Source organism: Streptomyces sp. JB150 (assembly GCF_011193355.1).
Classification (GTDB): domain Bacteria; phylum Actinomycetota; class Actinomycetes; order Streptomycetales; family Streptomycetaceae; genus Streptomyces.
Genome location: NZ_CP049780.1, coordinates 2,403,974 through 2,420,901 on the forward strand (window position 1 = coordinate 2,403,974; position 16,928 = coordinate 2,420,901).

General features: G+C 70.3%; 23 protein-coding genes and 2 tRNA genes. 1 reads left to right on the forward strand and 24 read right to left on the reverse strand.

The window, feature by feature from the left end; all coding sequences use genetic code 11:
- Positions 1-12 precede the first annotated feature (12 nt).
- The 11 genes from G7Z13_RS11285 to G7Z13_RS11335 all read right to left on the reverse strand — a co-directional run bounded on the left by G7Z13_RS11285 (position 13) and on the right by G7Z13_RS11335 (position 8,937).
- Complete coding sequence (locus G7Z13_RS11285) at positions 13-1,482, reverse strand: phage major capsid protein (RefSeq protein ID WP_165998354.1); 1,470 nt, start codon at positions 1,480-1,482, stop codon at positions 13-15.
- Positions 1,424-2,500 (reverse strand): HK97 family phage prohead protease, encoded by a 1,077-nt coding sequence (locus tag G7Z13_RS11290; protein WP_240926181.1) that lies wholly within the window; start codon positions 2,498-2,500, stop codon positions 1,424-1,426. The genes G7Z13_RS11285 and G7Z13_RS11290 overlap by 59 nt, the downstream gene beginning before the upstream one ends.
- 2 nt (positions 2,501-2,502) lie before the next feature.
- Positions 2,503-3,843 (reverse strand): phage portal protein, encoded by a 1,341-nt coding sequence (locus G7Z13_RS11295; RefSeq protein WP_240926182.1) that lies wholly within the window; start codon positions 3,841-3,843, stop codon positions 2,503-2,505.
- Positions 3,840-4,076 carry a hypothetical protein gene (locus tag G7Z13_RS11300; RefSeq protein WP_165998356.1) on the reverse strand — a complete coding sequence of 79 codons (237 nt, stop codon included), beginning with the start codon at positions 4,074-4,076 and terminating at the stop codon, positions 3,840-3,842. The genes G7Z13_RS11295 and G7Z13_RS11300 overlap by 4 nt, the downstream gene beginning before the upstream one ends.
- Positions 4,058-5,464 (reverse strand): terminase TerL endonuclease subunit, encoded by a 1,407-nt coding sequence (locus G7Z13_RS11305; protein WP_165998358.1) that lies wholly within the window; start codon positions 5,462-5,464, stop codon positions 4,058-4,060. The genes G7Z13_RS11300 and G7Z13_RS11305 overlap by 19 nt, the downstream gene beginning before the upstream one ends.
- A 67-nt stretch (positions 5,465-5,531) precedes the next feature.
- Entirely contained in the window at positions 5,532-6,074 is a 543-nt protein-coding gene (locus G7Z13_RS11310; protein WP_165998360.1) for a P27 family phage terminase small subunit, read from the reverse strand.
- A 47-nt stretch (positions 6,075-6,121) separates the two neighbouring features.
- A complete protein-coding gene (locus G7Z13_RS11315; protein ID WP_165998362.1) occupies positions 6,122-6,376 on the reverse strand; it encodes a hypothetical protein in 255 nt (84 codons plus the stop codon).
- Positions 6,373-7,092 (reverse strand): HNH endonuclease, encoded by a 720-nt coding sequence (locus G7Z13_RS11320; protein WP_165998364.1) that lies wholly within the window; start codon positions 7,090-7,092, stop codon positions 6,373-6,375. The genes G7Z13_RS11315 and G7Z13_RS11320 overlap by 4 nt, the downstream gene beginning before the upstream one ends.
- A gap of 658 nt (positions 7,093-7,750) precedes the next feature.
- Positions 7,751-7,972: a hypothetical protein gene (locus tag G7Z13_RS11325; RefSeq protein ID WP_165998367.1), complete on the reverse strand. Its 222-nt coding sequence runs from the start codon at positions 7,970-7,972 to the stop codon at positions 7,751-7,753.
- A gap of 21 nt (positions 7,973-7,993) precedes the next feature.
- The gene (locus G7Z13_RS11330) at positions 7,994-8,551 is read right to left on the reverse strand and encodes a DUF4352 domain-containing protein (protein WP_165998369.1); all 558 of its coding nucleotides are present in this window, start codon (positions 8,549-8,551) and stop codon (positions 7,994-7,996) included.
- 155 nt (positions 8,552-8,706) lie between these two features.
- Positions 8,707-8,937, reverse strand: a complete 231-nt coding sequence (locus G7Z13_RS11335; protein WP_165998371.1) for a hypothetical protein — start codon at positions 8,935-8,937, stop codon at positions 8,707-8,709.
- A 323-nt stretch (positions 8,938-9,260) separates the two neighbouring features.
- On the opposite strand from G7Z13_RS11335, the gene G7Z13_RS11340 reads away from it, so the two are divergent.
- Positions 9,261-9,452 (forward strand): hypothetical protein, encoded by a 192-nt coding sequence (locus G7Z13_RS11340; RefSeq protein ID WP_165998373.1) that lies wholly within the window; start codon positions 9,261-9,263, stop codon positions 9,450-9,452.
- Between the two features lie 243 nt (positions 9,453-9,695).
- Here the strand turns inward: G7Z13_RS11340 and G7Z13_RS11345 are convergent, their stop codons facing one another.
- From G7Z13_RS11345 to G7Z13_RS11405, 13 genes are all read right to left on the reverse strand, one after another.
- Positions 9,696-10,097 carry a hypothetical protein gene (locus tag G7Z13_RS11345; protein WP_165998375.1) on the reverse strand — a complete coding sequence of 134 codons (402 nt, stop codon included), beginning with the start codon at positions 10,095-10,097 and terminating at the stop codon, positions 9,696-9,698.
- A gap of 143 nt (positions 10,098-10,240) precedes the next feature.
- Positions 10,241-10,624, reverse strand: a complete 384-nt coding sequence (locus G7Z13_RS11350; protein ID WP_165998377.1) for a hypothetical protein — start codon at positions 10,622-10,624, stop codon at positions 10,241-10,243.
- Between the two features lie 160 nt (positions 10,625-10,784).
- Complete coding sequence (locus tag G7Z13_RS11355) at positions 10,785-11,003, reverse strand: hypothetical protein (protein ID WP_165998379.1); 219 nt, start codon at positions 11,001-11,003, stop codon at positions 10,785-10,787.
- Positions 11,004-11,038: 35 nt separating this feature from the next.
- Positions 11,039-13,042: a pentapeptide repeat-containing protein gene (locus tag G7Z13_RS11360; RefSeq protein WP_165998381.1), complete on the reverse strand. Its 2,004-nt coding sequence runs from the start codon at positions 13,040-13,042 to the stop codon at positions 11,039-11,041.
- Positions 13,043-13,142: 100 nt separating this feature from the next.
- Positions 13,143-13,532: an HTH domain-containing protein gene (locus G7Z13_RS11365; RefSeq protein WP_165998383.1), complete on the reverse strand. Its 390-nt coding sequence runs from the start codon at positions 13,530-13,532 to the stop codon at positions 13,143-13,145.
- The gene (locus tag G7Z13_RS11370) at positions 13,529-13,765 is read right to left on the reverse strand and encodes a hypothetical protein (RefSeq protein WP_165998386.1); all 237 of its coding nucleotides are present in this window, start codon (positions 13,763-13,765) and stop codon (positions 13,529-13,531) included. Before G7Z13_RS11370 ends, G7Z13_RS11365 begins: the two co-directional genes overlap by 4 nt.
- Before the next feature lie 5 nt (positions 13,766-13,770).
- Positions 13,771-14,145, reverse strand: coding sequence for a hypothetical protein (locus G7Z13_RS11375; RefSeq protein WP_165998388.1), 375 nt, complete (start codon positions 14,143-14,145; stop codon positions 13,771-13,773).
- A gap of 92 nt (positions 14,146-14,237) precedes the next feature.
- Positions 14,238-14,729 carry a hypothetical protein gene (locus G7Z13_RS11380; protein ID WP_165998390.1) on the reverse strand — a complete coding sequence of 164 codons (492 nt, stop codon included), beginning with the start codon at positions 14,727-14,729 and terminating at the stop codon, positions 14,238-14,240.
- 29 nt (positions 14,730-14,758) lie between these two features.
- Positions 14,759-14,831: transfer RNA gene (locus G7Z13_RS11385), tRNA-Ile, on the reverse strand.
- Positions 14,832-14,939: 108 nt separating this feature from the next.
- On the reverse strand, positions 14,940-16,058 hold the full coding sequence (locus G7Z13_RS11390; protein WP_165998392.1) for a DUF932 domain-containing protein: 1,119 nt from the start codon (positions 16,056-16,058) through the stop codon (positions 14,940-14,942).
- 28 nt (positions 16,059-16,086) lie between these two features.
- Positions 16,087-16,162 (reverse strand) — tRNA-Leu (locus G7Z13_RS11395).
- A 48-nt stretch (positions 16,163-16,210) separates the two neighbouring features.
- Positions 16,211-16,456, reverse strand: a complete 246-nt coding sequence (locus G7Z13_RS11400) for a hypothetical protein (protein WP_165998394.1) — start codon at positions 16,454-16,456, stop codon at positions 16,211-16,213.
- Between the two features lie 36 nt (positions 16,457-16,492).
- A complete protein-coding gene (locus tag G7Z13_RS11405; RefSeq protein ID WP_165998396.1) occupies positions 16,493-16,861 on the reverse strand; it encodes a hypothetical protein in 369 nt (122 codons plus the stop codon).
- Positions 16,862-16,928 lie beyond the last annotated feature (67 nt).

The window sequence follows — 16,928 nt, forward strand, 5'->3', positions numbered from 1 at the left end:
CCGTCAGGTGGGTCAGCCGGTCTTGTCGAGCATCCGGAACGCGCCGTCGTTCACCGAGTCGGCGCCGACCCGGTAGTAGGCGTACCAGCCGCGCTGGCCGGTCGGCCTGCGGTTGGTGCCCACCAGGTGCGGGATGAACTCGACGGTCATGCCCACCCGGTCGGCGATCACGTAGTTGCTGAAGTCGCCGTAGATGAGCACGAAGTTGGACTGCGCCGCACCGATCGCGCCGTCCATGTTCTCCGACTCGTACGCCGGGCGGCCCAGCAGCAGCGGCGGCACGTCCGCGCCGAGCCGCTCCCACGCCTGGGTGTTGGCGTCGGACAGCTGCCGGATGTCGTTGTAGATCGCCCGGTTCGCCAGCCACGACGCCATGCCCCGGTAGCGGGCCGGGAGCGCGTCGTCCAGCGCGTACACGTCCGCCAGCGCCAGCGACGTGCCCGCGCTGTTCACTTCCGAGGAGGTGCCGGTCAGGGCGGTGACGATGCCGGTCGGCTGGCCGGCGCCGGTGCCGGTGGCGAACGCCGCGGCCTCGAGGGTGTCCTTGCCCTGCGCGAGCAGGCGGCCGACCTCTGCGGTGACGTTGGCCTCGTCCGACAGGGCCTCGATGCTGATCGGCACGAAACCGTCGGCCTTGTGGATCGGCACCGTGGGCTGGGCGAACGTCGGCGCGTTGTCGCCTGCCTCGGAGCCTTCAGCGGCCCACCGCCACGAGACCTCGCCCGCCGAGACGCCGTTCCACACGTCTCCCGTGGCGACGACCTGCCGGGCCACTCGGCGGATCTCGTTGAGGGAGCCGGCCGACGTGATGATCACCGTGGGGTCCAGCTGGAACGGGACCAGGTAGCCACCGGCGGAGTCGGTGAGCGACATGGCCCGCTCCAGGGCCCGCTGCTCCTCCGGGGAGACCATGTGCCCGCGGCCGCGGGCCAGCTTCGACCAGGCCCGCATGTACTCCGGGCTGGACGTGGCCAGGCAGAGGCGGGCGATGGTCGACTTGTCGTCATCCCACCGCTCGATGATCTCCGTGCCCGCCGCGCGGACCGCGTCGTTGGCGCCGGCCATCTTCTCGATCGCCGACAGGGCCCGGGCGCGCAGCTCCTGCCCGACCTCGGCCGGGGAGCGGCCGAAGGTGCGGACCTCCGACAGGTCCCAGGGGTTGCGGAAGCGGCGGTCCTCGACCGAGTCCGGGTGCAGGACCGGGTCGAGGTCGTAGCCGTCGCGGGAGTTGTAGGGGGTGCCGCCTTCCACCTTCAGGGCGGCAGGGCCGCGCTCGGTGGCCTGCGTCGCCGAGCGGACCCGCTCCAGGGCGGCCTTACGCTCCAGCTGGCGGCGGTGGTTGTCGACCTCGGCGAACTCGCGGGTGAGCTCGTCGAAGGACTGCTCGTCCTCCGAGGTCAGGTCGTCCTTCTCGCCGAGCCTCTCAAGCTCGGCCTTGATGTCCTTCAGGCGGATTACCGCCTGCGAGTGACTGAGCTCCATCAGTCGTCTGCCTTTGCGCGATGCGCGCAAGCTGCTCGTCCATGAGGCCGGTGATCTCGCGGATCTGGTCCCGCAGGCGGCTGCTGCGCGGAGACGGCGACGGGTGCTCTGTGGCGAGCGGCGCGTCAGGGTTCTGCGGCGGGTGCTCTTCGGCGAGCGGCGCGCCAGGTGTTGCGGTGGTGCGGTCCGCCAGGTGCCCGGTATCGGGCGGCGCGGCGGTGGCGGGCGGGCCAGACACCCCTTCCTCGGGGGTGTCGGCGTCGGGGCCGAACAGCAGCGCGCGAGCGACGTCGCGGCGCACGTCCGGGTCCCTGAGGTCTTCGATGCCGGGCTTCGGGCGCGGGGTGGCCGCCCGGGCGAGCGAGGCGCGGACCTCGCGGACCAGGTCCCGGTCCTGGCCGATGAGTTCGGCGACGCCGCGGGCACGCACGTCGACCGTGGTCTGGGTGTAGGCGGGAAACACGACCGGGCCGAGCTCCGGCATCCGCACCTCGATCAGGGTCCGCTCCAGCGGCCCGCGGTCGCCCGGATCCCACAGCAGGCGGCCGAGTTCTTCGGGCTTGACGAGCTTCCCGGCGTTGTCCCGCCACTCCTCGCGGATCACGGTGAACCGGAAGCTCATGCCCTTGATCGACCGCTCGGCGATCGCGTCGCGTACGGGCTGGATCAGCCAGTTGTCGGACAGGCGGGCCCGGACATACAGTCCCTGGTCGTCCTCGCTGAGCGTCTCGATCGCACCGATCGGGATGGAGCCGATGAGGGGGTGCCGGCCGTGGTCGAACTGGAGGACTGGGCTGCCCTCGCGGATCGTCTTGCGGAACGCGCCGCGCCGGATCTTCTCGGTGAACGTGCCTTCCCACGAGTCGATCTCGGTGGGGGCGTCGAACACCGCGGCGTAGCCCTCCAGGGTGAGGCCGTCGCCCTCGCCGTCCGTGTCGCCGTCGGCGCGCGCCAGGTGGAAGGGGACGCTGCGCAGCAGCCCGTCGCGCGGCGCGGCCTGCATGGTGAGAGCGGACATCACTACTCCTCGTCGCTGCTCGCGTCGGGGGCGGGAAGGGCTGGGTCCTGGGTGCCAGGCGGCTGGAGCTGGACGCTGAACAGGCCGGTGTGACGCAGGAGGGACCAGTCCTCGGCCTCGACGGCGGCGACGACGGACGCCCACGTGTAGCCCGCGTCGGTCAGGGCCCGAATGGTCTGCGCCTGCCGGAACTGGATTTCGGCGGCGTCCTTGCGGTCCTCGCGCAGGAACGGCACGTCGCGCGGGTCGTACCAGAGTCGTACCGAGCCGGACGCGGCCTTGCCGGTCGGCCGTACGAGGCGGCGCAGCGTCCCGGCAGCGTTCTGCCACAGCGGGTGAATCGTTCCGTCTGCGAACCGGCGCCTGGCCTGGCTGTAGTTCGAGTACGTCGCGGCGGCCAGACCCTCCGACAGGCCCACGATGACCGGCGGCACCCCCGCGGCTGCGGCGATGCGGGTCTCGCCGGCGCCCTGGACGCGCGCGAAGTCGAGCTCCTGGAAGTCGGAGCCGACGACCGTGACGTCCGCCCCACCGCCCAGGTACAAGGTCTTGCCCGCGTTCTCCGGGCCGCGGTGCTCGGCCTCCATCCGCGCCTTGAACTTGTCCAGCGCGTCCGGCTTCACCTCGCGGTCGAACTTCACGATCACGTTCGGCGTGCCGCGGTTCTCCAGGTAGGCCTGCTTGTGCGCGGACATCAGGTTGTCGCCCCGGACCTCGCGCGCGATAGGCGTCATCCACGACATGCCGCGGAACGTGGCGAGCGGGTCGGCACGGGGCGCGAAGTGGGCGACCTCGTCAGGCAGCAGTGCCACGGGTTCGCCGTCGGGCTCGGTGTAGATGTAGCCGAGCCGCCGCCAGCCGAGCCGACCGCCGCGCATCATGCGCGGCTCCAGCACGATCTCCACCCAGTCCGGGCGCATCCGCACCAGGTCGCCGTTCTCCGGGTCGCCGGTCCAGTAGCTGTTACCGGCAAGGTCGGCGTCCTGGATCATCCGCACGAGCAGGTCCTGTGTGGTGCCGCCGGTCCACGGCTCTTCGAGGGGCCGCAGGTCGGTGGTGCCGAACAGCTCGCTGGGACGGCCGTTGTTGAGGCGCTGCCACTGGAACCGGACCGCGGAGAAAACGTCCTGACGGACCGCGAGGCAGGCGAACAGGACGCCGTTGGTGGCGGCCTGCATGGCGTACCCGGCGAAGTCCGCAGGCAGCCGCTCCTTCGCGACGCCGGGCATCGTCTGCTGGGTGCCGAGCTGCGGGAACGTGTACGTGTTCCCGCCGTACTGCATCGCCTGGACGTATTCGTCGATGGTCGTGATCGACCGACGGGCGGCTCGCCACAGGTTCACCACTCGCCAGGCCTCCCGTCATCCTTGCTGGGCTCCGCGACGTCGGCGATCAGCAGCGAGTAGGCGACGATCAGAGCCCCTGCGACGACCAGGGCCACCGGCCCGCCGAACCACTGCCAGGTCCCGGCAGCGATCAGGCCACCGCCGGTGAACGTGGCGCCACGAGCCCGCGCCAGGCGGCTCAGCCTCGGCCGCCTCAACCACTTGGGCCGCTTCACCCGTATCCGAACCACGGCTCGATCTCCTCTTCGTGCTCGATCCGCGGCAGCGCCAGGAAGACGGCCATGACCATCGCGATGCACGCGTCGATGTGCCGCTTCGACTTGCCCTTGGACAGGCGCCAGCCACGGTCGGTGTCCCGGGTCGCGGCGGCGAGCACGTGGTCGGTGAGCACCGGATCGTTGCCGTGGACGAGCGTCCCGCCGGTGATGGCCCGGTAGGTGTCCTGGCAGGCCGGCACCATGTGGCCGGCGCCCTGCGGGAACTCCGCCATCGGCAGACCCTCGTCGGCCAGGGCCTCGGCGCTGCGCTGGAAGTAGGCCGGGTCGTAGGCCACGGTCTCCACGCGCAGGGTGCGGTGCAGGTGCCGGAGGTGGTTGTCGACCGCGGCGACGTCGATGGTCTGCCCCTTGGCCGGCGTCCACACCTTCGCCCGCACGCGCACCTTGCCGTCGTCGCCGAGCTGGGCGACGACCACCGCCACGGAGTCCTGCTTGTGGGCCATATCCACGGCGACGTACGACGGCCGCTCGGGGTCGAGGTCGACATCGCCCGCGCAGGCCTCCCACGCGCCCGGCGGCAGCCACGACTCGTCCGCGCGGGTCCACTGGCCAAGGTGGTAGCGGCGGAACTCGAACTCGGGGATCTGGTAGTAGCGGGCGACGACGTCGTCGGTCCGCAGGAACGCGCCCGCGGCCGGGTTCGCCGCCAGCACCGCCGCGCGCAGCTGCTCCTCGTCCTCGAGGTCGTACGCGCCGTCCTGGACGCCGTAGTGGACGAACAGGAACCGCGGGTCGTCGATCTCGCCCGCGTTGACCCGGTAGCCGTACAGGTGCTTTCGGCCGGCCATCGAGTCAAGGTCCGAGCCCGGCGTGGTGGTGTTCAGGACCATGGAGTTCGCGCGCTTGGCCAGGCCGTTGGCGAGGACCAGGTGCACGCGCTCCTTCGGGCCGATCCACTCGTGGATCTCGTCGGCGCCGAGCGACGACGGCCGCTGGCCGTCGTTGGTGCCCGCCACCGCGGCGACCCTGTAGGCGCGGCCGGGGCCGTTCCTGACCAGGATCTCGGTGTCGTAGACGTCGACGTGGTGGCGCAGCGTCGGGGACTCGCGGCAGCAGTGCTTCATGTCGCCGAACAGCAGGTCGGCCTGCTCGAAGCTGGCGGCGGCGACGGGGATGACGGGCGAGCCCTTCGGCCCGAACAGCGGCGGCCCGAGCAGGTCGAACAGCTGCACCCAGCCGTTCAGCGGCGTCTTGCCGTTGCCCTTCGGGACCTCCAGCATCCCCTCGCGGAAGCGGCGCTCGCCGGTGGCCGGGTTGTACTCGTACAGCCAGTAGATGAACTGCTTCTGGTAGCGCAGCAGCCGTACGGGCTGACCGAAGAAGTCGCCCTCCCCGTACACACAGTGACGCTCGATCCAGCGGCAGACGAGCGGCCCGTGCGTCGGCCAGCCCAGCGAGCGGGGCGCGCTAAGCGGTCTCGCCGTCGATGACGTCTTGACCTGCGATGACGTCGAAGCGCGGGTCATCGTCGTCGTCACCCCCGGCCAGGAACTCGGAGTTCAGGTCGGCGAGCGACTTGGCCGCTTCACCGAGGGTGACGTTCAGGGACAGCCGGGCGCGCGGGCTGAGACCGAACCGGTCCTCCAGCTGCCGCACCTCGGCCTGCGTCTGCTGGATGTGCCGCAGCAGCGGGTTGAGCACCGCCTGGCCCTGCGAGCCGGTCACCATGTGCCCGGTCTTCTTCACCGCGGCGGTGCTGCGCTCCAGGTCGTCGTACAGGGCGAACAGCCGCTCCAGCGCCGGCAGATCCGACACCGGGTCGGCCAGCTTCGACACCGGGGACGCCCAGTAGTCCGCCCACCGGTCCCGCGTTCGCTTCAGCAGGCCCGCGGGCGGGGCCGGCGGTTCCGGTACGCCCACCGGCGCCTCCGCGACGACGGCCAGGTCCCGCGCCGCGTTCCGGCGCTGGCGCCGCTCCGGGTCCTTCGGCGCCGGTCCTCTCCCCGCCATCAGGACCTCCCGCCTTCCTCCGGTGCTCGCCCTGCGGGCCTGCTCGCCTACCAGTCGTCGTCGGGCTCGTAACCTGCGATCCAGAAGCCGACCCGCTCACGCCACCGGCGTACGCCGTCGAGCCACGCCCAGCGCCAACGCCGGTACAGCGAAGGCCGCGGCGGGCTCGGGGGCGGCTCCATGCCCGGCGGGAGAGGCAGGCCGGCGTCCAGCAGCTGCTGGGCCGTGATCGGCACGTAGGTCCCGACGCGCTTCACCGCGCCGATCCGGTCGAAGTCGTCGACGCCCAGGAAGTCGCTCATCTTGCGGGCTCCTCTCGTGCGGCCTGCCAGTTGCGCAGCACCGTGTCCTTGGGGTCCGGCTCGTACCGGTCGAACCACTGCCTGACGTACTGCTGCCACTCCGGTGGCCGCTCGCGCATCGCCCGCAGCAGGCACGTTTCCTCCGGCCACCACAGGACGACCACGCGCGCCCCGTAGCGGCGCCGGTAGTGCTCGCGCCGGGCGCGCTCCGGGGCCGTGGAGATGACCCAGCAGCGGCGGACCTGATGCCCGCCGAGCAGGAGCCGCTCCAGCACCGCGTCCCGCGCCTCGCAGACGAACGGCAGATGGGCGGGGATGTGCACCCGCGGGCCGGCGAGGTTCATCGCCTCGTTCAGCGCGTCCAGGTCCAGGACCAGGTCCTCGGGGTCAGCGTGCTGCCGGACGTACGTGTTCTTGCCCGCGCAGGCCGGGCCCGCCACGAGCACGATCTCCAGGCCGGGCACCCTGCGGTCCGCCATCGACGCGCCGCGCGCCGAGTTGCAGGAGCGGCACAGCACCCGCAGCTCGCCGGCCTCCGAACCCCCAGCGCCCGGGGGCACGATGTGGTCGGCCGTCAGGTCGCCGGCGGGATGCGGGTCACGCTGCCAGCCGGGGCAGACGAGCCCGTTCTCGGCGACCCAGGCGCGCACCGCGTCGGCTCTGCGGATCCGCTCGCGGCGGGTGTATCCGGGCCGCTTCCTCGCTCCCGCCGCCACGCGCCGCTCAGCGCGCTCGCCCTGAGTGCAGCGGGGGCAACGGCCCCTGACGGGCTGTCGGCATCCGGGGCAGATCGTGGGCGGCTGCATGATCACCGCCCTCGGTTAGGAGGCCCGAACTCAGTTCGCGGTGAATAGCGATGCATGGATATGCAGTGCATACATATGCGGAGAAAAAACACTCGAACTCAGTTCGCGTGAACTAGGAGGCCCCAGACCCGTACGGGATTCTCCCGTGGGAGCGAAGCGGGGTCACCGGGTACCCCGTTCCTCTCGTGTGGGGTAGGCCCCCCTCCCTGCCCGGTCGGCGTCCACGTATGTCCGTTTCGCCGGGTTCCGGTGAGGGCGCGGGGCGCTGCCCCGCGTTGATGCATGGATATGCAGCGCAAGGTTATGCGGCGGGGTATGCATCGGTGATCGACTATGCAGGGCTATGCATGGCGGGCGTGTGCGGGGGCCCGGTGTGTGCGCCCGGTCGTGTGTTGTCGCTGGAGCCTGCTGTGCCGCTGTTGCGGTGTGGTGCTGGTGCGCTGCGACCGTTACACATCGTGAGGTGTGGAGAGGTGATGTGGCTGGTGAGGCACTACGTGCACTGTGACACAGAATGCGCACGCGGGTGATCTCCTGTCAATCCTCCCTGGCCAGGGGCCTTGACAGGTCATGCGGCGGGCAGCCTCCTGCGCAGGGCGTCGGCGATGTCGGCGAGGTCCCAGAGCGCGAGGGCCTGGCCGCGCGCGGGGTTGGGCTGGTGGCCCGCCGGTCGTACGCCGTGGCGGGACGCCCACGCGCGGTACTGGCCGGGCTTCATGCCGAGGGAGTAGGCGGCCTGGGCGGTGGTGACGAGGGGCCGGCCGTCCCGGCCGGTGCGCGAGGTGCTCACGCGTCCAGTGTGCCGCCTGGTCTACTGAACATTGCCCGCGAAGATCGCGGTGCGTTCTCCGAAGTTCGGGCGCACCTCGACCTGGAGGTACGTCTCGTTGCGCGGCAACTCGCAGCCGAAGGTAGCGGTAAGGGATCGCCCCGGGCGCAGGTGCGTGGAAGGTGCTCCCTCAAGGCCCCGCGCGCTGTCGAAGATCTCGTCACCTTCTCTGCCTTCCTGGCCGTACTGGCACTGGACCGACATCAGGCTCAGATTGACGTTCTCAGAGCTGCCGTTGGTGACCTTGATGTTGAAGCGCGCGTACGGCGTGTTCGAGGGGGATGCCGTGTCACTGGAGACGGCCCGCCGGATAGAGGAGAGCGACACCTCGATGTTGTTCTCGTACGTGGCGGTGTCTGTGAATGCGAGCGCGCTGTCGCCCGGCTCGGTGTCCGGCGGAGACGCAGGCCGATCCCTTGTAGGCGCAGCCGTCACCGTCTCGGTCACCGTGGCAGTGGCCGGTTTCGGTTTGTCGTCAGCGCAGGCCGCGAGCGCTGCGACTGCGATGATCATTGCCCCGAGGGCGGCGGTAGTGCGCATGGCCGCTCCCACGATTGACCCGCTGCTTCCATGGTGAGTGGGGAGTCGCGGCGCCGCCAGCTGACGCGGGGACCGTTGCGTGCGTCGTGACAAGGCTCCGGCCGGGACGGCCGGCGCACATGCTCCTCACGCTGCCAGTGTGCCCGCCGTGTGTGTCAGCCGTAGTAGGTGTCGGTGTACTCGGGGCCGCCGGGTTCGTCCTCGCACCCTTGGTCGCGATCGGGACTGCCACCGTGGCTGATGACGAACATGTAGCCCTGCGGCAGGGTGCAGCCCTTGTCGGTCCAGGAGCCGGCCATGGCGGTCCACACGATGAGCAGCAGAAGGGTGGCGATGATCTTCTGCTTGCGGGTGGGGCGCCAGGCTCTGGCGGCGGTGTCGGCCATGGACCGCATTGTGGCGTGGGGCACACACCGCGTGGTGGCGGTGTGACGGAGTTGTGACTTGGGCCCATGCCAGTGGCGAGGCACCGATGTGGGCTGGGTGGCCCGGTGCGCGCCTGCGTGGAACTCGGACCAGCACGTCATGCCCTACCAGAACCATCGGACCGCCCGCCGATTTTCGCGAAACGCCTCCATGTCCGGCCTTCATCCGCTTGGATCAGAGCGACGCCAATGTCAGGACTTCCTCCGTCCTGTGGGCAGTTGAGCCGTGCCCGCAACGGACCACAAAGTGGCCGGTCCAGGCTCACAGTATGGAGGAAGGCGACATGGGTCGTCACCGGTGGCGCCGCCTGGCGGTGCTCCTCGGGACTCTGGTCGAGCGAGTCAGGCACTGGGCAGCACTCGTACGCGCCGACAAGAACTACGGCCGTGCGAAACGTCTGGCCAAGTACCTCGTCGGCGTGACGGCGGCCACCGTCATCGGCGAGGTGCTGTCCTGGCTCCTGCACGGCCGGTAGCCCCTCGTGGGGGTCCTCTGCATGAGTGAGCGCGGGGCCCCCACTTCCTTGTCAGGGGGCTGGTCGCCGCAACAAGCCGACGAACCGACCCCACCCTTACGCATCCCGAGAGGCGTGAAGGTGATACCACCTTAGCCCCGGACCCAAATTCATGGAGCGTGATTCGGGGATCTGGAAGCAAGCAAAGTTCCGCGATTTGGTTTGCGGACAACTTTCAAAGTTGCGCCCCCGAAACTTTGCCGATCAATTGTCCGTCTCCGTCCGGTGGTATCCGCGCCTCCTGGCGAGGGCCTGGGTGACGGTGGCGCCGTACCAGCGGTGTGCGCGGCCGGAGGAGTCGTCGGGGGCGGGCCAGCGGCCCTTGGAGCGGTCGGCGCGGATCGTGGCGGCCGTGATCCCGGTGAGGGCTTCGATCTCCTTCGCGGTGTAGAGGCGGCGGGGCTCCAGCTCGACGGCGGGCCGCTCGATGTGCTCAGCGATGGCCTTGTCGACGGCGGCGGGGTCGAAGACCAGCTGCCTGCCGCGCCTCCCGATCGGCTTCGGCCAGGCGGGGTGGCGGGCCCACCCGCTGCGGACGCGGGACTCACTGCGGCCGTGACGGGCGGCGATCTCGGCATACGTCTCGCCGCTGGGGGTGTCTACCATGGTGGTGTCCGTCCCTTCGTGGATGGTTGGTGACCGGCAGGGGCTTTGCGGCGGGCGCTGTGGCGTCCGTGGGCTTCGGCCCGGCCCCTGCCGGTCTCAGGCTTACGGGAAGGCCCCCGGCTGGCTGCCGGGGGCCTTCTCTGTCAGTCGTCCGGGTCCTCGCCCAGGAGCAGGTCTTCCACGGCGTGGAGGCCGTCGTGGGCGGTGACGATGTTCAGCCGGATCTCCAGGGCCACGATGCCTTCGCGGGTGTCCATGTACCGGGAGAAGAGGTGGGAGGCGGAGAGCCAGTGGAGGCCTGCCCCCCAGATCCCGGACTGGACGAGTTCGTCGACCGGCTCGTCGTTGATGACCTCGACGAGTCGGGTGACCGCTTCGTTCATCTCCGTTCCCCGGAGGGTGTTCCCGTCGAAGTCCGGGAGCTGGATGGGGATGGGGAGCAGTCCGCACACCCGGTGGAGCAGGGTGTAGACCGCGAGGAGCATGTTCCCGAGGAGCTGGGTCTCCCGCTCGAACTCGTCAGACATGTTGTCCGTCCTCTCTTGAGTTGTGGTGGTTGGTGAAGGTCTTCGGGTTTGCGGCCCTCGTTCCTTCTGTCTCTATTATGGACCCGAGATGCATCGCTTTGCAACACTTCTGGGGGAGAAAAACGGCCCCAACTCTGTGCTGAGCCGGGGCCGTTGGCGATCAGGCTCGCTGCCAGCCCGACAGCCGGTCGTCCTCTCCGACGTCGGCGGTCAGCCGCATGCCGGGCAGGTCGCTCACCGGCACGCCGACCGCGGCCGCGATGTCCGCGGCCGGGTACCGCGCCGGCTCACCACGCTCGGCCGGCGGGACATCGGCGACGATCTCGGCCTGGTCGCCGAACAGCAGCAGGACGCGGACAGTGACTCGCTCAGTGGTCATGGGGTCATTCTTTCGTGCGGGATCGCGGCAGGCGATCAGCGTTTGATACGGCTTCGGACTGCGAGCACCGCCAGGGCCAGGAGCGTGGGCTCCACGAAGCGGGAGGTCATCTCGATGTAGGTGCCGGCGGTGGTCAAGTCCTGTCCGCTGGAGCGGAACACCACCGAGTTGAGAGTGACGTTGAGGGCCTTCTCGAAGCGCTCGCTGGTGAACCTGTTCCCGGTGGGGTTCTCCGGTTCCGTCTTGTCGATCTCGAAGGTGACCTTGCCGCCGCCGGGCGGCACGGTGCCGGTCGCCTCCTGCTTCGGATCCTCCTTCGGCAGACCGAAGCTCATCAGCAGCACGATGGTGATCAGCATGGCGGCGGCGAGCCAGCCCAGGGCCCGCAGGGCGCGCAGGCCGTAGCCGGAGAGCATCCAGTAAGCGTGCAGCAGTCCGCGTTCGGCGCGGGAGGTGGTGGTGCGGTCGTGGCGGCGCATCTCCATCTCGCCGTAGTAGAAGTCCGCCGCCCCTGGCTCATTCTTGCCGTCCTCGAACGCCTTGCGCAGCGCCCGGTACACCGGCGCCAGCTGCGCTGGCCCGGCGCGCCCGGCGCCGAGCACCGCCACATTCCAGCCCCGGGCCGCCGGCTGGCTCGCGCGCCAGTGATGTTCCTCAGCGAGGGTGCGGCGTGGGGTGAACCGTGCCGGGCGCCCGCGTCGCCAGTGTGTGCCGGGCGGGACCGTGTCGAAGGAACAGTCGCCCTCCAGCCGCACCTGGTCCAGGTGTACCGTCCCGGTGAACAGGCACTCCGACAGGTCGACGTCGGCGAGGACCAGATGCGCCGCATCCACCCCGCGCAGCGAAGCTATCCGCACCGCGGCGTCAGCCGCATGGGCGAGGGCCCGTTCATCCAGATGCTCCCCGGTGGAGAGTACGAAGGGGTCGGTCTCCGCGGCGATGGTGAGGGGATACTCGAAGACCGCGTGGGCGAAGTCCACGCTGGTATAGCGCAGCCGCACCTCGGCCGTGGACAACCAGCGGGCCCGTCGGCACTCCAGTCGGCGCGCAGCGAACGAGAGGGTCGCCGGCCCGTTGAACACCGCCCCGGACAATGACACCTGCCCACCGCATAGTAGCGGCCCGAGACTGACCCACCGCTCGAAAACCGCCGACTTGAACCAAGCGCTGCCCTTGATGGTTGCCGACTCGAACCAGGCGCTGCCTTGGAAGGTCGAATTGCTGAACCAGGCGCTGCCCTGGATGGTCGCCGATTCGAACCCGGCGTGGTCCTGGAAGGTCGCCGACCCGAACCGGGCGTCGCTCTCGAAGGTCGCCGACCCAAACCACGCGATGCTCTGGAAGGTCGCCGAATCGAACCAGGCGATGCCCTGGAAGGTCGCCAACCTGAACAAGGCCATGTCCTGGAAGGTCGCCGAGCCGAACCCGGCGTGGTCCTGGAAGGCCGCCGACCTGAACGAGACGTGGCTCTGGAAGGTCACCGACCTGAACGAGGCGCTGCCCTGGAAGGTCGCTGAATCAAACCCGGCGTGGGTCTGGAAGGTCGAATCCCTGAACGAGGCACTGCCCTGGAAGGTCGCCGACACGAACCCGGCGTGGGCCTGGAAGGTCGAATCCCCAAACCAGGCGCTGCCCTGGAAGGTCGCCGAATCGAACAGGGCGCTGCCCTCGAAGGTCGCCGACCCGAACAGGGCGTCGCCCTCGAAGATCGCCGACCTGAACAAGGCGATGTCCCGGAAGGTCGCCGATTCGAACCAGGCGGTGCCAAGGCGTCCGTGTCCGGTGGCGGGGTCGCGGAGGGCGTTGAGCAGGGCGTTGAGCAGGGGTTCGGTGAAGGGGGTGCCGCGGTGGTCGATGTCGCGGCCGGGGGTCAGGCTGGCCAGGTAGGCGTCGCGGTCGGCGTCGGCCAGGTGGGCGAGGCATACGTTGTGTCCCGGAACGTGGACGCCGCGGCAGCCGACGGGGTCCTCCGGGGTGGTGCCGTAGCCACAGTGCGGCCAGTCAGGCGCACTGGGGCTCGACGGTGGCGACGGTGTCATCTGAGGCGGCTCCACGTATCGCGTGTCCTGACTTGGCCGATGCATCTTGGACAGACGACGGAGCGTCATCCGTGGTTGCAGCTAGTGCCGCACGGGCGGCTCACAGGGAGCCCACCCGACGATAGTGCTGCGTCTCAACGATGGTGTCGGCCGTGGCTCGGATGGCGGCGCGGGCGGCGGCCACGTTCTCCTGGGGCGTGTCGGGACGGGCGCGGGTGGCGCGCAGTACGGCGAGTGCCTGGCGCAGCGGCTCGTCCAGCACGAGGACCAGGCGGTCGCCGTCTGGCGCATCATCCGGCGCGGTGGCGGCCGGTTCTGGCGCGGCCTGGCTGTCTTCGTGGCGGATCGCTTCGAGGTCGCGCCGCACCGTGTCCTTGCCCACCCCGATCTCAGCTGCGATCTTCCTGGCGCTCAGGTTCGGGTCCCGCTCGATGAGCTGGCGCACGACAGCCTGGCGCGCAGCGACCGTGAGGGCGGTCGGCCGGCTCACGTCCCCTTCCCCTCGTTGTCGCCGGTGGCGTGCGTCGGCGCACCGGTGTCCTGTTCTCCCTGAGCCCGGTGGGCGTCGCGCGCGTCGCAGGGCTCGGTGAGCTGGGCCAGCAGCAGAGGGAGCGCCTGAAGATCGCCGACCTGTCTGGCGTAGTCGATGGCGTCGTTGATCTGCTTCCGCTCGTCGTCGGTGACCCAGTGGGCAATAACGTGGTGGCAGGTCGTGTCGGACATGGTGGTCAGTCCTCGAATCCGGGCAGGCCGCGGATGTCCAGGCTCATCGGCCCGGTCACGGCGTGCAGGTGGGCGATGGCCTCGGCCAGGAGTTCAGCGGCCTGCACAGCGGTGTTGAGGGCGGTGCGCAGGTGCTGCACAGCGTGAGCCGGGTCGCCCCCGCCGTCGATGAGGAGCCGGCCCCCCTCGTGCGTGAGGGTCACGGGGCCGGCGGTCTGCTCGATGGCCTGGGGCAGCATGCGGGCGAGGTGGCCGAGCTGGCCGATCGCCTGGTAGGCGTGGCCGGGGTACTGCCAGTCCTCGCCGGCGGTGATCGTGGCGTGGTTGAAGGCGCGCACGAGGCCAGTGGCCTCGGACAGGTGCTGGTCGGGCGTCGTCATGGTGGGCTCCGGTGGGTGGGGCCCGGCGGCGGGAAGCGAGTCGGTGCGCCGTGGCGCGGGTCGCGTGTCCGGCCGCCGGGCGGTCTGGGGGGTCAGTGGACGCGGAATCCGCCGTGGTGCTGTGCGCGCTCCAGGTAGGCGATCCACTGGAGCCAGTAGTCGAGTTCGCCCTGGAGAAGCGCCTTGACCTCTTCGCCGCTGTGAGTGCGGTAGGACTCCAGGGCGGCGGCGATCTCCTCCGGGGTGACCAGCCAGCCGTCGTTCGAGCCGAACTTGTGCAGCGCGATACCGAACGGCGGGTCGGGGTGCCAGGCAAGGTGCGCGTCAACCGTCTTGGCGTAGGCGACGGCCTCCGGCTTGACCGGCCGGTCGCCCTCGTAGTCCTCGGGGTACCGGACGGCCGACACGTCCTCCCAGTCGACGTCGTCCGGCTTCTCCGGCCACGGGGCGAGCGTGTAGTCGCTGGTGACCATCCCGAGCTGCTCCATGATCCCGGCGTAGCGGGACATGCCCCAGATGTTCAGCCGGAAGTAGCCGCTGTCGTCGCCTTCCGGGACGTCCTTGATGTACATGTCGTAGCCCACTGCGGGCTCCTTCGATCGGTGCTTGGGAGTCGCAGCGGCGGGACTCGAACCCGCGACCCAGGACTTATAAGATCCGCGCTCTGCCAACTGAGCTACGCTGCGTCGATCTTGAGTTGTGTGGGCCGCGCCCCGCCGGGCAGGGGGGGAGAGCGGGGCGCGGCCCTGGGAGGGCGGCCGGGCCGGGGGAAGGGAGCCCGGCCGCCGGTCTGGTCACGACCTGGTGAGCACGAGGAGGCGCCGGTGGGCCTTGCTCTTGATCTCGTCGTCGGTGCCTTCGAGGAGGGCGGTGGCGCGGGCGATCTCTTCGGTCATGGACCGGCCGGGGCGTCGGGGGGCGACGTGGTCGAGGTAGTCGGTGATCGCTCGCTCGGCGGCGTAGGCGGTGCGTCCGGCGCGCTCGGTCTCCGTGCGGAACATCGCGTCGAGCCGTTCGGTCCGCCGGGCGTGGTGCGCCTTGGTGCGGTCGGTGGCGTCGTCGTCGAGCGGCCACAGGTCGGCGATCACCTTGTGGAAGTCGCCGATCGCGAGATCGGTGCGGGCGAGTGCGGTCTCTTCCGCCTCGAACGCCTCGGCGTACTTCAGGGTGAGTCCGAGGGTGCGGCGGGCCTCAGCCAGGTTCTCCAGGCCGCTGGAGGTGTGGCGGATCGTCCAGCGGGAGTGGGCGTCGGCGAGGGCGAACCGCTCGGTGTTGGCGCAGACGACGCGCCACGGGGTGACGACCACCTCGGCCTGCGAGCGTCCGTCGTGGGAGTTGATCGCCACGATGAACAGGCGGATCTCGTCGTCCAGGCCACCCCGGTCGATGATCACGCTGTCGGGGACCTGCATGGTGACGAAGACGCGGCGCCCGCCGCGCAGCGCCCCAGCGGACTCCCACAGCACGCCGTGCTGCCCGGCGAGGTCTTCCAGGAACTCGAAAATCTGCCGCTGCTGGAACACCTCGTACCGGTTGCCGACCGTGCCGAGCGCGGCGCCGGTGTCGGAGCGGGCCGTGACGAACTGGTCGTCCATGACGCGCCGCTCGCCGCCGTACACGTACTGGACCGGCCGCTTGTCCACCTGGAAGTCGATCTGCGCGACCCTCAGCACGGTGCCGATGTCGGAGATGCCGCCGGGGATCACCGTGCCCAGTCCGTGCCAGGCGGGCGTGGTGGTGTACAGGGCGGCGGTGCCGCGCGAGGTGTCCAGGCCGTCACGACCGATGACTTCGCCCCGGTCGTAGCCCACCGTCGCGGCGTACGAGCCGTCGCTGCGGCGGCGAGCGCCGGTCGACTGGACGAGGGCGGTGCGCTCGTCGTGGAACCGCTGGTTGACGTCGGTGCTGCTCACGGTGACCCCTTCGATGGTTGGTGCGTGGTGGTGGACCCGGCCGGGTTCGAACCGGCGCTGACGTTCGCGTTTAGGCGACCGCTCTTCCGCTGAGCTACGGGCCCGAGTGGCGGCCGGGGAGGGGGGAGGCGCCCGGCCGCCGGTCTGATGGCTCAGCCGCAGGCGGCGGAGCGGGTGATGGACTGGCGGCGGGCGTGGACCGGCCCGGACAGCTCGCCCCACGGGTCGATGAGCGCGAAGCGGACGTCCGCGAAGCCCAACCGGTCCATGGCCCGGCAGAGGCCGCACGGGCACGGGACGGCGAGCCACAGGCCGTGCAGCTCCGGGATGGAGCCGTGGTAGATCACCAGGTCGCCCGGTTCGATCAGGTCCAGCGAGCGAAGCAGCGTGTCCGACATGACTCCCCCTTGCGGTGGTTGGTGGGGTGGTGCGGATTACGGGTGGCTGCGCAGCGGGCCGGGGTTGGGGGTCCACCGCATGGCGTCGCCGCTTCCGTGCCAGACCGGGCCGGTGCGGCGGACGGGGGCGGGCCGGGCCGGGCGGGGCGCGTACCGTCCGGCGGTGCAGCCGTACAGCTCCCACGCGCGGGCGAGGACGTGCTGCTCGCCGGGCGCGTAGGTCATGACCTGCCGGAACCGGCCGTTGATGAACCGCCAGGCCCGACCCGGCTCGCGGCCGTAGGCCTGCCGGTAGAGCCGAGCGGCGACGCGACCAAGCGGAGAGCCATACGGCCAGTCAGCGGGGAGGCCGCGCCGAACCAGGAATTCGGCGACCGTGATCCTGCGGTTGACGTGCGCGGTCATGGCACCCCCTGCGTGCTCCACCGGGGCCGCTCACCGACCCCATGTAGAAAATTGTACGAGTAAATCC

What these genes read in the sequence shown, in the direction of transcription:
- G7Z13_RS11335 (WP_165998371.1), bottom strand. Translation starts at nt 8,937, where the DNA reads ATGGCCGACACCGCCGCCAGAGCCTGGCGCCCCACCCGCAAGCAGAAG.
- G7Z13_RS11345 (WP_165998375.1), bottom strand. Translation starts at nt 10,097, where the DNA reads ATGGTAGACACCCCCAGCGGCGAGACGTATGCCGAGATCGCCGCCCGT.
- G7Z13_RS11400 (WP_165998394.1), bottom strand. Translation starts at nt 16,456, where the DNA reads ATGTCGGACACGCTGCTTCGCTCGCTGGACCTGATCGAACCGGGCGAC.
- G7Z13_RS11350 (WP_165998377.1), bottom strand. Translation starts at nt 10,624, where the DNA reads ATGTCTGACGAGTTCGAGCGGGAGACCCAGCTCCTCGGGAACATGCTC.
- G7Z13_RS11285 (WP_165998354.1), bottom strand. Translation starts at nt 1,482, where the DNA reads ATGGAGCTCAGTCACTCGCAGGCGGTAATCCGCCTGAAGGACATCAAG.
- G7Z13_RS11310 (WP_165998360.1), bottom strand. Translation starts at nt 6,074, where the DNA reads ATGGCGGGGAGAGGACCGGCGCCGAAGGACCCGGAGCGGCGCCAGCGC.
- G7Z13_RS11315 (WP_165998362.1), bottom strand. Translation starts at nt 6,376, where the DNA reads ATGAGCGACTTCCTGGGCGTCGACGACTTCGACCGGATCGGCGCGGTG.
- G7Z13_RS11360 (WP_165998381.1), bottom strand. Translation starts at nt 13,042, where the DNA reads ATGACACCGTCGCCACCGTCGAGCCCCAGTGCGCCTGACTGGCCGCAC.
- G7Z13_RS11405 (WP_165998396.1), bottom strand. Translation starts at nt 16,861, where the DNA reads ATGACCGCGCACGTCAACCGCAGGATCACGGTCGCCGAATTCCTGGTT.
- G7Z13_RS11290 (WP_240926181.1), bottom strand. Translation starts at nt 2,500, where the DNA reads ATGTCCGCTCTCACCATGCAGGCCGCGCCGCGCGACGGGCTGCTGCGC.
- G7Z13_RS11375 (WP_165998388.1), bottom strand. Translation starts at nt 14,145, where the DNA reads ATGACGACGCCCGACCAGCACCTGTCCGAGGCCACTGGCCTCGTGCGC.
- G7Z13_RS11370 (WP_165998386.1), bottom strand. Translation starts at nt 13,765, where the DNA reads ATGTCCGACACGACCTGCCACCACGTTATTGCCCACTGGGTCACCGAC.
- G7Z13_RS11355 (WP_165998379.1), bottom strand. Translation starts at nt 11,003, where the DNA reads ATGACCACTGAGCGAGTCACTGTCCGCGTCCTGCTGCTGTTCGGCGAC.
- G7Z13_RS11330 (WP_165998369.1), bottom strand. Translation starts at nt 8,551, where the DNA reads ATGCGCACTACCGCCGCCCTCGGGGCAATGATCATCGCAGTCGCAGCG.
- G7Z13_RS11340 (WP_165998373.1), top strand. Translation starts at nt 9,261, where the DNA reads ATGGGTCGTCACCGGTGGCGCCGCCTGGCGGTGCTCCTCGGGACTCTG.